The organism is Sulfitobacter sp. SBS6, from assembly GCF_048285585.1.
Taxonomy (GTDB): Bacteria; Pseudomonadota; Alphaproteobacteria; order Rhodobacterales; family Rhodobacteraceae; genus Sulfitobacter; species Sulfitobacter pontiacus.
Genome location: NZ_JBLWBA010000002.1, coordinates 155,532 through 169,633, shown reverse-complemented (window position 1 = coordinate 169,633; position 14,102 = coordinate 155,532). Strand labels below are relative to the sequence as shown.

Here is a 14,102-nt window from a genome sequence, read left to right as displayed (position 1 = left end):
CTACGTAAGACCCGAACCGTAACCCGTCGTCCCCGTCTAGCGCCCCGTGTCTGCATCTCTGCGTCTCCGGTAGAACGCTCTATAGACCTGTGATTTGGGGGCTGCAACAGCTTTTTTCAAAAAACTTCGTTTTTTTCGATTTTATTCGGAACCGCGCTGATATCGCGTGCTGTTGGCGCTATGCCCCCATTCCGGCCCCTATGCCCCAAGCCGACAGTAAAGCCCCGCGGCCAGCTTTGCGCGCTCTACCAGACTGTCGACTTCGATATGTTCATTCAGCGTATGGAGCCCCTGCCCCCGGACCCCGATGGAATCGAGCGTGGGCAATCCGAGGTAGCCGGTAAAGTTCCCGTCCGATCCGCCGCCTGCCGATTGGCCGGTCATCTCGAACCCCAGCTCGCGCGAGATGTCTTGCGCCACCCCCAGCATCGCCATCGTGCCGGGCTGGTCCGGTTCCCACACGGGGCGGGTCACACCGCGCGTGACCTCCATCACCACATTCCCCTGATCCGCGTTCAACGCCATCATCTTGGCAATGCCCGCATCCAGTTGTTCCTGTGTCTTGGCCATAGACAGGACTTCGGCGTCGCAGACCGAAGATACGCAGTTCACCCATTGGCCCGCGTTGAACACGCCCAACGAGAAGGTACAGTCGTCGCTGGTCATGCCTTCGATCACGGCGACATGCTTTGCCATTTCGGCAATCGCCGACACGCCGTCCTTCAGCGCCCATCCCGCGTGGCTGGGTTTGCCGCGGGTTTGCAGGTTAAACCGCGCGATGGCATAGCGCCCGATCACCGCGCCGCCGTCGGGGCAGGCAGGTTCGGGCACAAGGATATACTTATGGCGCTTGGCCTCGGCCTCGATCAGCGCGCGGGTCGACGGTGTGCCGACCTCTTCATCCGGCGTGAACAGCACGGTGACGGGCAGCGGAGTCTCGACCCCGGCGACCAGCAATTTGCGCAGCGCATCAAGGAAGACATAATTGCCGCCCTTCATATCCATCAGCCCGGGGCCATAACAAAGCCCCCCCTCGCGCCGAAACGGCAGCTTTTGCAACGTGCCTACAGGGTGCACCGTATCCATATGCCCCAAGAGCAGAATACCCCCCTCGCCCGCGCGGGGGTGGGGCATGGTGGCGCGGACGCTGTCGCCGAACCCCATCCGGCCCGGAATCCGTTCAACCCGCGCGCCCAAGGCCGCCAGATCATGCTGCACCAGATCCATCATCCGGTTCACGGCCCCCGCGTCAAAGGTCGGGCTTTCGGTTTCGATCCAGGGGCGCAGCCCTGCGATCATCTCGTCCGTGTCAAACGGCAGCTCAAGCGGATTGGTCATGTCGGGTCTCCTCCCTATTGCGACGCCGTGATCTGCGGCGCCGCCAGACGTTTTTTGATGATAGCGTAACTTCAGGCTTTGGGCAGACGTGTTTCCACGATGCGCGCATAGATCGATGCCCCCACGGGCAGCATCGCGTCATCCAGCACAAAGCCCGGATTATGCAGCGGCACATTTCCCGCGTGTCCGACACGGCAATAGGCACCGGGCACGACTTTCAGCATATCGGCAAAATCCTCTGATCCGGTGGCCTGCTCGGTCGATTCTGACGACAGGTCAGCGCCCACCACATCTGCGGCGGCTGCGACATAGGCGGTGGTCAGGTCGGGGTCGTTCATCAGCACGTCAAAGACATTGCGCAGATCCACGTCAATCTCCACCCCGTAAGACAGCGCCATGCCCGCGCAGATATCGCGGATGCGCTGATCGGCAAGCTGGGACACATCGTCGTGGAAATAGCGGATGGTGCCGGCAATCGTCGCCGTATCGGGCACCACGTTATAGGCAGAGCCCGCATTGAACTTGGTCACCGACAGAACGATGGGCTTGGTAGGGATGATATTGCGGCTGGCGATGCTTTGCAGCTGTTGCACCAAAGCGGAGCCGATAACGATCGGGTCTTTCGACTGATGCGGCGCGGCGGCGTGGCTGCCGGTGCCCTTGATCGTGATGTCGAAAAAGCTCGCCCCCGCCATCGCGGGCCCCGGCGTGACAGACACGACGTTGGGTTCCGAATTCGGATCGTTGTGCATCCCGTAGATCTCGTCACAGGGGAAGCGTTCAAACAGCCCCTCGGCGATCATGCGGCGCGCACCGCCCAGACCTTCCTCGGCGGGTTGGAAGATCAGCACCACGGTGCCGTCAAAATCCCGCGTCTCGGCCAGATAGCGCGCGGCCCCCAGCAGCATCGTCGTGTGACCGTCGTGACCACAGGCATGCATCCGCCCCGGATTGGTGGACGCATAGGCCACGCCCGAGGTTTCCTCGATCGGCAGCGCATCCATATCGGCGCGCAGACCCACGCGGCGGTTGCCACCCCCCTGCCCCTTGATCAGCCCGACAACACCGGTGCCGCCGATGCCTTCGTGTACCTCGTCCACCCCATAGGCGCGCAGCTGCGCCGCCACGATGCCCGAGGTCCGCACCTCTTCGAACCCCAACTCGGGGTGGGCGTGGAAATCCTGACGGATCGCGGTCAGATCGCTGGCAAAGGATTCGATCTTCGGAATGGTGGTCATAGGGTGGCTCCTGTCACGGGGGGCGTGCGGTCCAGCGCACGGAAGTTGGCGAAATCCCAATGCCGGCCGGGCGCGGCCTCGATCAGGTTGCGGGTGTAGTCATGGCGCGGCGCGGCAAGCACCTCGCCCGCGGGCCCATGTTCGACGACAACGCCTTTCTGCATCACCAGCACCTCGTCGCAAATCTGCGCGGCGACCCGCAAGTCATGGGTGATGAACAGCATCGCGATGCCGAATTTTTCCTGCACGTCATCCAGCAGGTCAAGCACCTGCGCCTGCACGCTGACATCCAGCGCCGACACGGCCTCGTCCGCGACCAGCAGATCGGGCTTCATTGCAACAGCGCGCGCGATGGCGATCCGCTGGCGCTGCCCGCCCGAGAATTGATGCGGATAGCGGTCCAGCGCATCGCGCGGCAGGTCCACCAGCTCCATCAGCTCGGCGGCGTGTTCCATCGCATCGGCGCGGCTGGTGCCAAAGTTGATCGGCCCCTCGCACAGGCTGCGCGCCACGGTCCAGCGCGGGTTCAGCGACCGGTAAGGGTCTTGAAACACGATCTGGAAATGCTTGCGATGCGGCTGCAACTGACGGCGCGACAGCTGCGCGATCTCGGTCCCCGCAACAGTCACCTTTCCCGCCGTAGGGTCGATCAGCCGCATGATGGCACGGGCCACGGTCGATTTCCCCGACCCGCTTTCGCCCACGATCCCAAGGGTGCGCCCCGGCTGGATGGTGAAATTCACATCCTGCGCCGCCCGCACCCCTTGGCTGGCGCGAAAGAAACCGCCCCCACCATAGGTCATCTCTAGCCCGTCCACGGTGATCACATCCCGCGCCTCAGCCGGTGCCCGAGGGGCGCGCGGATCAAGGTTGGGCACCGCCTGCAACAGCTTGCGGGTGTAGTCTTCCTTGGGCGCGGTCAGAAGCTGCCGGATCGGCGCGCTTTCAACAATGCGGCCCTTCTGCATGACGCTGACCGTATCCGCGATCTCGGCGACCACGCCCATATCGTGGGTGATGAACAGCACCGCCGTGCCATGGCGTTCCTGCATCTCTGCAATCAGCTTGAGGATCTGCAACTGCGTCGTCACATCCAGCGCCGTCGTCGGCTCGTCCGCGATCAACAGATCAGGGTCAAGGATCAACGCCATCGCGATCATGATCCGTTGCCGTTGCCCGCCTGACAGCTGATGCGGGAAAGCGGAATAGATGCGTTCCACATCCGGCAGATGCACCTGCTCCATCATATCGATGGTACGGGCCTTGGCCTCGGCGCGGGACAGATCGCTGTGCATGTTCAGCACTTCCTCGATCTGCTCGCCCACCCGCAAAACAGGGTTCAGCGCCGTCATCGGTTCCTGAAAGATCATCGCGATCCGCCGCGCCCGCAAGGCCCGCATCTGCGCCGGCTTGGCTTGGGTAATCTCGATCCCTTCCAGATCAATCGACCCGCCCTGAATTTCCAGCGCATCCTTGGGCAGCAGCCCCATGGCCGTCAGCGAGGTGACAGATTTGCCCGACCCGCTTTCGCCCACCAGACAATGGGTCTCGCCCGCGCGGATATCCAGATCGATCCCGCGCAACACCGGATCGGCCTTGGGCCGCCCCGCCAGCCCCACCGTCAGCCCGCGTATTTTCAGCACGCGTTTGGCATCGGTAAAGTCTTTGGACTTGAATTCCATCTCACACCTCCCGCTTTTTCATACGTGGATCAAGGATATCGCGGGCCGTGTCGCCCAACAGGTTGATCGCCAGAATACATAGCGACAGCATCAACCCCGGCCAGAAGATCAGCCCCGGCTTGATCTGGAAATAGCTCCGCCCCTCGGCCATGATATTCCCCCATGTAGGGATCTCGGTCGACACGCCCGCCCCCAGAAAGCTCAGGATCGCCTCGATCAGAATGGCAGAGGCGCAGATATAGGTGCCTTGCACGATCAGCGGCGCAAAGGTGTTGGGCATCAGATGCTGCAACAAGACCTTGGGCATGGACGATCCAAGCGCGATCGCCGCCTCGACATAGGGTTCTTCACGCGCGGTCAGCACCACCGACCGGACCAGACGCACGACGCGGGGCACCTCTGGCACGGTGATCGCGATGATCACCGATGTCACGCTCGGCCCGTTCAGGGCGACCAGCGCAATCGCCAGCAGGATCGCGGGGATCGCCATCAGGCTGTCCATGATCCGCATGATGATACTGTCGGCCAGCCGGAAATACCCCGCAACCAGACCAATCAGCAGCCCCACGGCGACACTGACCACCGCCGCCCCGACACCGATCAGCAGCGACACGCGCCCCCCCGTCACAACGCGGCTAAAGATATCGCGGCCGTAAGGGTCCGTGCCCAGCAAGAAGTCATCCGACGGCGGCTTCAGCCGCGCCATCGCATTCATCTCAAGCGGGTCATAGGGCACATAGTAAGGGGCCAGCACCGCCGCGAGGACAATCGCCACAAGGATCACCGCCGCAATCGTCGGACCGACACCGATCCGCATCGCTTTGGGGACAGAGAATAAACCGGTCACAACCTGAAAGGCGCTGTGCCGAGAGCTTGGGATCTGCGTCATATCAGTACCGGATCCTTGGATCGAAGAATGAATAGGAAATGTCGATCAACAGGTTGACCGTCACATAGATGCCCGCGGTCAGCAGGATCATCGCCTGAATGACCGGATAGTCGCGCGCCAGAATGGCATCGACCGTCAGCCGCCCGATCCCGGGGATGTTGAACACGCTTTCTGTCACCACCACGCCCGAGATCAGCAGCGCGAAGCCCGTGCCGATGATGGTCAGGATCGGCACCGCCGCATTGCGCAGCGCATGGCGGAACAGCACGACATTCTCGCGCACCCCCTTGGCGCGGGCGGTGCGGATATAATCCTCGCCCAGAACCTCAAGCATCGACGCCCGCGTCATCCGCGCGATCAGCGCGATATAGATCGTGGCCAGCGTCAGCGACGGCAGGATCGCACGGCTAAAGAATGGCCCGATGCCATCGGTTGGCGATTTATAGCCCTGCACCGGCACCCATTTCAGGTCGATGGCGAAAATCTGGATCAGGATATAGCCGATGACAAAGACCGGCACGGAAAAGCCGAGCACCGAAAATGACATCACAAGGAAATCCACCCAGGACCGGTGACGCCAGGCGGCAATCACCCCCATCGGCACGGCCAAAGCGACCGAGATCACAATCGTCATCAGCGCGATATTCAACGTCGGCCCCAAACGGTCGCCGATCATCCCCGCAACCGAGGTATTCGACAGCAGCGATGTGCCCAGATCACCGCGCAACAACTGGCCCATCCATGTGCCGAACTGCACCAGCAGCGGGTCGTTCAGCCCCAGACTGTCACGGATACGTTCAAGCTGCGCAGGGGTGGCAGCATCACCGGCAAGGATCGCGGCAGGATCACCGGGCGTCAGCCGCAGCAAGAGAAACACAAAAATCGCAACGATCACCATCACCGGTATCGTGGCCAATATGCGCTTGAGGATATAGAAAAACATGCCGAAGGCTCCTTGCGGTCGTAGGGGTGAGAGGCGCGCATCGCAGCGCGCCTCTCAAGGCAGATCACTCTGCCGCTTTGGTCATGTTCCAGAACACCGGCACCGGCGACGGGATCATGTCTTCGATGTTGGACCGACGCGCCTGCGGGATGATGTATTCGCCCATCATCATATAGTTCACGTTGTCCATCACATGCTCCTGAATACGCGTCGCGATCTCTTTCTTGGTCGCGTCGTCACTGGCCGAGACATACTCGGTCCGCATGGCTTCGATTTCAGGGTCATCGGGCCAGCCGAACCAGCCATCATCGCCGCGCCCGTTCAACATCACGTTGACCAGCGGGTCAGAGACTTCGGGCACCATCCAGTTGGTGAAGAACAGGTTCCACCCGCCCTCGGCCACCGGCGACTGCTGTGCGCGGCGTTGCACGACCGACTGCCAGTCCATCGACTGCATATCGACCTCGAACCCCGCCTCGCGCAGCGCTTGGGCTGCAACTACTGGCTGGTTGTTCAAGCTGATCACATCGGTCGGGGCCATCAGGACAATCGGCGTCCCGTCATAGCCCGCTTCGTCCAGCAGCTCCTTGGCACGCTCGGTATTCGCGCCACCGGTCAGCAAGTCAGATCCCGCCTCGTCCCCCAAGGGGGTCGAGCAGCCAAAGATCGCGCCACAGACTTTGTAGTATTCAGGATCACCCTGCATCGTCGCCAGCATGGATTCCTGATCCAGCGCGGCCATCGCCGCCTGACGCACCAGCTTGTTGTCAAACGGCGCATGCAAGAAGTTCGGACGCCCGATGGTGACATAGCCCAGATCATCGCGTTTCTCGACGACGACATCCTCGTTGCCCGACAGGATCGGCATCAGGTCGATCTGGACCTGCTCAAGATAGTCGATCTCACCTGCCGAAAGCGCATTCAGCGCGGTCAGCGCATCGGGCATCGTGGTCCAGACCACCTTGTCCACATTCACGACCTTGCCGCCTGCCATCCAGGATGCAGGCTCGTCACGCGGCACATAGTCGTCGAACTTTTCATAGGTCACCGACACGCCGGGCTCATAGGCGTCCTGATCGAACACAAACGGACCGGAGCCGATGTATTCCGTGATCGTCTCATCGGCAGAGGTTTCGGCAACACGCGCCGGCATGATGAACGGCGGCACCGCGGATTGCTTGGAGATCACGTCAATCAGCGGACCAAAGGGCTTGGTCAGCGTCCAGACAACGGTTTTGTCATCTGTCGGTTCAAGGCTTTCGGTCACGTCAAAGATCAACTGCCCGCCGCTGTCGCGCTTGCCCCAACGGGTCAGAGAGGCAACAACATCGGCGCCGGTCACAGGTGCGCCATCGTGGAACACCAGCCCGTCGCGCAGGGTGAACGTATAGACCAGCCCGTCGTCAGATGTTTCCCAGCTGGCCATCTGCGGCTGCGGGGTGAAATTCTCGTCCACCGCCGTCAGCACGTCATAGATCATATAGGCGTGGTCACGTGTGATGTGCGCCGTGGTGATCACCGGATCCAGCACCCGCAAGCCCGAGTGCATGACCGCCGTGATCGTAGTTTCTTCCTGCGCGAAGCTCGCGGCAGGCACCAGCAGCGCAGCCGTGGTCATCAGCGACGCCGCAAGCCCCCGGCTTTGTTTCAATGTGGGTCGTAAAGTCAGCATATCAATTTCCCATGTTGGTTGTGGTCATTGTTATATTTGGACACCGCCGGTTGATCCGCCGGTATCGGGGCGTGCAGCAGCCGCACGCGCGGCCCCGAAAACGGGACCGTTAGGAGAAAGCCGCAGCCCCGCACGCAACCGCGTAAAGGGCAGGTCTGCGGGGTCGAACGGCATGGGGCCGGGGGCACGCGCGACAATAATCTCGCGCGCACTCGGGGTGAAATCGGCCCGAAAATGGGTAGAGCTTTTGACGACAAGGATTTTCTGCGTCTCTGGTGCGATCCCGACAAAGCGGAACATCTCGCGGTCAGCCATCTGCGCAATCCGCGTAGACACAGCCACCCGCACGCCACCGATGCGCAAACAGGCCGAGGGCCCCAGATCCAGCATCGTCCCACCGTAATAGGGGCCGGTGGCTTTCACTTTGCCGTCCGACAGCATCTCGACAACCGCCTCGACCTCGACGGGGCTATCGTCGGGCAGACCGGGGTGCCCGCCCAAGCGAAAGACCGCGCGCGCACCCTCCCCCAGCTCGTGGGCTTGGGCGGCGGAATGCGGGTCTACGATCAGCCCGATCGCCGCGTCTTGGGCATCAGCATCGATCAAGGCCCGCAACATCCCCGTCGTGGCAGACACCCCACCCGCACCGGGGTTGTCTTGGGTATCGGCAATCACCACAGGCCCCTGCCCTGCCCCTTTTGCCACGCGCACCGCATAGGCAACCGCCGCGTCGGGGGTAAATGTATCATTGTCGAACTCGGATTCGGCAGCGGCATAGGCATCCGCCACCGCATCTGCTGCGGCATCCGCCGCCGCTTGAGTCTCGGCATAGGCCACCGCCGTGGGGCCACAATCGGCAATATCCGCCGCCGGAAAGCCCATGAACAGCGACGCCGACAGTGCGCCTTGCGCCTCGACCTCCGTCAGGTTTTCATACAATCCCTTGGCGGGCTGCATATCCGTCGTCTGAAACGGGATCGGCACCAGATAGGACATGCGGCGGAACGCTTTGGCCGGGCGCCTGCCGGTCTGCATCACATGATCCAGCAACCGCGCCGCTGCGGCACCGGTATCGGCCATGTCGATGTGCGGATAGGTGCGGAATCCCGCCAGCACATCCACCGTGTTCACAAATTCTTCCGAGATATTGCCATGCAGGTCCAACGCGGCTGCAATCGGCACATCCGGCCCCACCAATGCGCGTACCTGACGGGCGATCTCGCCTTCACCGTCATCGTGATGCGTCGCCACCATCGCGCCATGCAAGTCCAGAAACACGCCATCCAACGGCCCTGCGGCACGTAGCCCGTCCAGAATCTCGCCCAGAATAGTGTCGAACGCATCCTGCGTCACAGGTGCCGATGGAATAGCCCCCGCCCAAAGAACAGGCACCACATCCCAATCCGAATCCCCCGCCACCTTCAACGCACCGGTCATGCCAAGGTTCACTTCCTGAAAGGCGTCGATCATCGCGGGGCCACCCACCATAGGGACATAACCGCCACCGGCCTTGAAGGCCGCCATATCCGCAGGCTCGGGCGCAAAGGTATTGGTTTCATGAAGAAATCCGGCCATGGCGACGCGCATCGGGGAACCTACCTCTAAATCTTGTATCGCTTCACAAAACTGAATGTATTGCTTGGCGATACGGCTGTATTGCCATACGATGCTAGGCACTGACCTATCCTCGCGTCAACCCGGAGCGCTCAATGCCTGACCCCAAACGACCACATTCCTCTGTCGCGTCTAATTTTCAGGCAGATGCCGATAGGCTCTTTGTGCGCTCCGCCGCCCGCGCCATTCACGTGCTTAGCGCGTTTCACGAGGCCGACGGCCCGCTCAGCCTGTCAGACATCGCCACGAAGGCAGAGATCGACCGCTCCGCTGCGCAACGTCTTGTGCATACGCTCATGACATTGGGGCACATCCGGCGCAGCCCCGATGACCGCGGCTACCTGCCCGGATTGCGCTTGCTTGACCACACCCACGACACCCTACGTCTGGACCCCGTGGTGCAGGTCGCCACCCCCGTTATCCTCGAGATGCGCAAATCCATCGCCGAGCGGATCGACTTTAGCCTCTATGATGAAACCCGCGTGATCTATGCCCTGCGCATGCAAAGCAAACGCGAAACGTTTTACGCGACGCTTGTGGGCCATAGCGTCCCCACCTATTGCACCGCAGGCGGCCGCGCGACCCTCTGCGCCCTGCCCCCCGAAGAAGCGCGCGAGATCATCACCCGCTTCGCGCTGCACAGCTATACCTCTTACACCAACGTGGACCCCGACAGCATCATGAACAGTCTCGAACAGGCCCGTAGAGACGGTTTTGCGCAGGTCCAGAATGAATTCGTATTAGGCGAAGTCGCCATTGGTGTGCCCGTCGTCAACCGTCAGGGCCGTCCCTTGGGGGCCATCCACATCGCCGGGTCGCTTTCCGAATGGAGCGCCGAAGACTTCGCCCGCCGTGCTGCCCCCATCGCCCAAGAAGCCGCCCGCGCCATCAGCGGCAGTTTCTAGCCCTTGAATTCAATCCGCGTCACCGGCCCCAACTCTGCCTCCACCGCCGCGACAAGCGGGCGCAGAAGATGCGTCTCTATATAGCGTTGCGCGAATTTGCTCGGGGTGCGCAGCTCAAGCACGCCCCCTTCGAACGCCACATATTCAAGCTGCGAGAACCACGCCTTGAACTGATCCGCGTTCTCCCGCGACAGGTTCACCATCGCACGTTGCCACGTGCCCGGCCCGCCCTGCGCGGGCTCTGATGCCTCGGGTTTCGCGTAATCGGCCAGTTGCACCACCTTGACCGGGGTTTCGCTGCGATACCGCTCTTTCATCCGCGCATCGTAATCCGGCCCGACCAGCGGCCAGCACGGCTCTGACAACCGCGCGATCTGCGCATAGTTCAACCGATAGGCCGCCACCCTGCCCCGCACGCCGCCGCGCGTACAAATCAACAGCTGCGCATCCGTCAGCCGTTTGATCTCGCGTTTCACCGTGCGTTCATTCACTGACCACATCCGCGCCAGATCCCGCTGGCCCACGCTCAGCTCGTCAGCGCGCCAATTATACCGCGAGGTCACCGCTGCGATCAGCCGCATCAACGAGGTCTGCAAGGTCGGTGATCCGTTCAACCCCGCCACGCTCAACGCGGTCAAAAGGTCGTACTTGATCACCCCGGCTTCAGGGCCGGTCAGCCGCAATGGGTTCATGGTTTTGCCTACTCGATGTATCGTCTTATTTTTATCGGTCAGCTTCTTTGAGCCGATTCCGTTTATGCTTTCTACAAAGCTCTAAATCCCGTCTTCTGTCAACCCGCTGGGAAAAACAGGAATTATCCTTTTCCTTAATCCAAATTCAATTTGGTAAAGGTTAATAGGTTAAGGGGGACGCTAAGGTGTCACCATATCAGGGGATCGCTGTCACCAAAACAGCGTCATATGCCCCTTGCCTGTCACCAAAATCTCTTTGCCCCGCGTTAACCGCAGCGAAATAAAGCCGTTCTTCAGGAATGGCGCGCGAATTTCGGGAAAATTAGGTTTTGCCAAATTGCCGAATTCGCGTTATTCGAAATTCGAGGCTTAAAAACGCGAGTAGATAGATGAGAAATCACAACGACCTTCTTAACATGAACGAGCGCAGCTTGGAACAACAGGCCGCCGTGCGCCGCGCCACCTTCTCCCCCGGAGAGATAAAGGCCCTGCGCCCCTTCTCTATCTGGGAGATCAGCCAGTTCATGTTCGACGTCCCCGCCGACACCCTGCGCAAGAAGCTGGCGGACGACCCGACCCTGCCCCAGGGGCTTACCGAAGAGGATGGCCGCCAACGCTGGTTCAGCCTCGAAGAGATCAACGAGCTGCGCCGCCGCGCCAAATTCCGCGGCCGCAAGCTGCTGCCCGAACGCCCCCGGGGCCGTGCCATGCGCGTGGCCGTGTCGAACTTCAAAGGCGGCGTCGGGAAGACGGTCGTCGCACAACACCTCGCCCATGCCGCCGCCCTTGATGGCTACCGCGTGCTCTGCGTCGACTTCGACCCGCAAGCGACGCTGACCCATTCGATGGGGCTGACCGAGGTCAAGGAAAGCCACACGGTCTGGGGCATCATGTGTCGCGACCTCTGCCGTGAATCCAACCGGATCATGGAAAGCTATGATGACCCCGATGACTGCCCCTACCCCGCCGCGGACGAATTGCCCGAAGACGTGCAATCCATCGGCGCGCAGCGGTTTCAGGAATTCATCCAGCCCACCTGCTGGCCCACGATCGACATCATCCCGTCCTGCGCCAACGCGGCTTTCGTGGAATTCGCCTCGGCCCAATACCGCGCGCTCCACAAGGCATGGAGCTTTTTCGGCTGCGTCGCGCGCTATCTCGATGAACTGCCCGACGATCAATATGACATCATCATTTTCGACTGCCCGCCCGCCATCGGCTACCAGTCCCTAAACGCCGCGTTTGCGGCTGATATCCTCTATATCCCCTCGGGCCCGGGCTACTGGGAATATGACAGTACAACCAGCTATCTGGGCCAGCTTGGCGACGCGATGGCCGATATCTCGGAAGGGTTCGCAAGCCTTGCAGCGGATGCAGGCATTACGCTTCCTAAACAGTTTTCCGACATCCGTTTACTTATGACCCGTTTTGAATCCAACAATCCGTTGCACAGCGCCATGATCGACGCGTTCAAGAACGTCTTCGGCGCCGATGTCTGCGCCCACCCGATTGAAATGACCCGCGCGGTCGAACAGTCGGGCCGGTTCCAGATGTCGGTTTACGAACAGGACTATCGCCAGATGACGCGCGAAACATGGAAACGGGCGCGGCAGAGTTTCGACCGTGCCTATGACGAGTTTTTGCAAACCGTGCTCGAAGCGTGGAAAGAAAACGGAAAACGTAAGGAGAAGGCAGAATGAGCAGTAAAAACAAATTCGGCTTCGCCCCGGTAGAAGCCCCCACATCCGGCAGTCGCCGCAACCGCCAGCCGGGCCCCATGGGCGCCGCCGTGCGGGACGTGGCCGAAAACCTGCAAGAGGCAACCGAAGCCAAAATCGAACAGCGCCGCCGCAACGCCGAAGACGCCAAGACTTTCCGGCAAGCCCAAGGCGAAGGCCGCGTGCTCTACCAGATCGACCTGTCGGAAATCTTCACCGACGATCTGCCGCGCGATCGCCTTGCGCTGGAAGAAGTCGCGCAGTCCGACGAGATGGAGGAGCTTAAATCCTCGATCCGCGAACGTGGGCAGCGCGAGCCCGTCGAGGTCTATGTCGGGCCGAACGGGCGCTACCAGCTCAAGAAAGGCTGGCGCCGTTTCACCGCCCTGTCGCAGTTGTTTTCGGAAACCAAAGATGACCGCTTTGGCACGATCACCGCGCGGGTAGAAGTGGGCGAGGATGACCGCATTTCGCGCTATGTGGATATGGTCGAAGAAAACGTCGTGCGCGAAGACCTGTCTTTCGCCGAGATGGCACAGGTTGCGATCACCGCCGCCAAGGACGACGCAGTGGAAGAGATCGACCCGGCAGAGCTGGTGACCCGTCTTTACAGCGCGCTGCACAAGACCAAGCGGTCTTACATCAAAAGCTTTGTCTTCCTTCTCTCTGCTTTGGAAGGGAGCTTGCAGTGGCCCAAGGCCGTGCCGCGCAATCTGGGGGTCGATGTCGCGCGCGCGCTGCGCACGCCTGATCAAGCCAGCGTCTTGCAGGAAAAACTCTTGGATGCGTCGACACCGGACGAGCAGAATAAAATTCTCAAGGATTTTCTGACCACCTCGAACGAGCCGACAGTGAAGCCCGCCTCCAAGGCAGAGCCTAAGCAGAAGTTCGAATTCTACGTCGGCCAGACCAAGGTCACCGCCCGCCACGGCGAATGCCGTTTGATGAGCGATATCGACTTTGCCACCATGCCCAAGAAGCAATTGGAAGAAGCCGTGCGCGCCTTTGAAGAGGTGCTCAGCAGCGGGCCGCGCATCCGGTAACCGGTTACCCATGGGTAACCACCGCGCATCGGGTTACCCATGGGTAACCACCGCGCATCGGGTTACCCATGGGTAACCGGCAAGGGTAAATGAGGGGGGTAGCGGGGAAGGGGGCGCAGAAGCGTCCCCTTTTTTGTGCGTTGAAAGGCAAAGAGCGCAAATACCCCATTTCCCAATAAAACAAGGGGTTTTCGGCGCGAATATAGGCTTAACGCGTTGATTCAAAACAGCTTTGCGGCTGAAAGATCCAGATTCCATCGTGATTCCGCCCTATTGGCACCAGAACGCGACGTTGACCCATGGACATCCCCTGAAACGCGGGATTAACGTGCGCCCATAGGGGAGGGCTGGCAGAAGTCAGAAAGACC

Annotated in this window: 11 protein-coding genes; 3 read left to right on the top strand and 8 right to left on the bottom strand. The window is 61.0% G+C overall.

The features are described 5' to 3' along the window. Nucleotides 1-198 precede the first annotated feature (198 nt). The 7 genes from ACNQ62_RS00905 to ACNQ62_RS00875 form a co-directional block, all read right to left on the bottom strand. Nucleotides 199-1,338, bottom strand: coding sequence for a M20/M25/M40 family metallo-hydrolase (locus tag ACNQ62_RS00905; RefSeq protein ID WP_418093962.1), 1,140 nt, complete (start codon nt 1,336-1,338; stop codon nt 199-201). Nucleotides 1,339-1,409: 71 nt separating this feature from the next. Then, nucleotides 1,410-2,576: a M20 aminoacylase family protein gene (locus ACNQ62_RS00900; RefSeq protein WP_009824267.1), complete on the bottom strand. Its 1,167-nt coding sequence runs from the start codon at nt 2,574-2,576 to the stop codon at nt 1,410-1,412. Next, nucleotides 2,573-4,258 (bottom strand): ABC transporter ATP-binding protein, encoded by a 1,686-nt coding sequence (locus tag ACNQ62_RS00895; protein WP_418093961.1) that lies wholly within the window; start codon nt 4,256-4,258, stop codon nt 2,573-2,575. Before ACNQ62_RS00895 ends, ACNQ62_RS00900 begins: the two co-directional genes overlap by 4 nt. Before the next feature lies 1 nt (nt 4,259). Then, nucleotides 4,260-5,147, bottom strand: coding sequence for an ABC transporter permease (locus ACNQ62_RS00890; RefSeq protein ID WP_064216922.1), 888 nt, complete (start codon nt 5,145-5,147; stop codon nt 4,260-4,262). Between the two features lies 1 nt (nt 5,148). Beyond that, nucleotides 5,149-6,090: an ABC transporter permease gene (locus ACNQ62_RS00885; protein WP_005848795.1), complete on the bottom strand. Its 942-nt coding sequence runs from the start codon at nt 6,088-6,090 to the stop codon at nt 5,149-5,151. Between the two features lie 64 nt (nt 6,091-6,154). Then, nucleotides 6,155-7,762: an ABC transporter substrate-binding protein gene (locus ACNQ62_RS00880; RefSeq protein ID WP_418093960.1), complete on the bottom strand. Its 1,608-nt coding sequence runs from the start codon at nt 7,760-7,762 to the stop codon at nt 6,155-6,157. Between the two features lie 30 nt (nt 7,763-7,792). Further along, nucleotides 7,793-9,337 (bottom strand): M81 family metallopeptidase, encoded by a 1,545-nt coding sequence (locus ACNQ62_RS00875; protein ID WP_418093959.1) that lies wholly within the window; start codon nt 9,335-9,337, stop codon nt 7,793-7,795. A 134-nt stretch (nt 9,338-9,471) separates the two neighbouring features. Here ACNQ62_RS00875 and ACNQ62_RS00870 point away from each other — a divergent pair, with 134 nt between their 5' ends. Then, entirely contained in the window at nt 9,472-10,281 is an 810-nt protein-coding gene (locus ACNQ62_RS00870; protein ID WP_418093958.1) for an IclR family transcriptional regulator, read from the top strand. On the opposite strand, the gene ACNQ62_RS00865 is transcribed toward ACNQ62_RS00870, so the two are convergent. After that, nucleotides 10,278-10,973, bottom strand: coding sequence for a DnaA N-terminal domain-containing protein (locus tag ACNQ62_RS00865; protein ID WP_289080375.1), 696 nt, complete (start codon nt 10,971-10,973; stop codon nt 10,278-10,280). The genes ACNQ62_RS00870 and ACNQ62_RS00865 overlap by 4 nt on opposite strands. Before the next feature lie 389 nt (nt 10,974-11,362). Here ACNQ62_RS00865 and ACNQ62_RS00860 point away from each other — a divergent pair, with 389 nt between their 5' ends. Together ACNQ62_RS00860 and ACNQ62_RS00855 are read left to right on the top strand one after the other, a co-directional pair. Next, nucleotides 11,363-12,673: an AAA family ATPase gene (locus tag ACNQ62_RS00860; RefSeq protein WP_107277637.1), complete on the top strand. Its 1,311-nt coding sequence runs from the start codon at nt 11,363-11,365 to the stop codon at nt 12,671-12,673. Further along, complete coding sequence (locus ACNQ62_RS00855) at nt 12,670-13,734, top strand: ParB/RepB/Spo0J family partition protein (protein WP_418093957.1); 1,065 nt, start codon at nt 12,670-12,672, stop codon at nt 13,732-13,734. Before ACNQ62_RS00860 ends, ACNQ62_RS00855 begins: the two co-directional genes overlap by 4 nt. Nucleotides 13,735-14,102 lie beyond the last annotated feature (368 nt).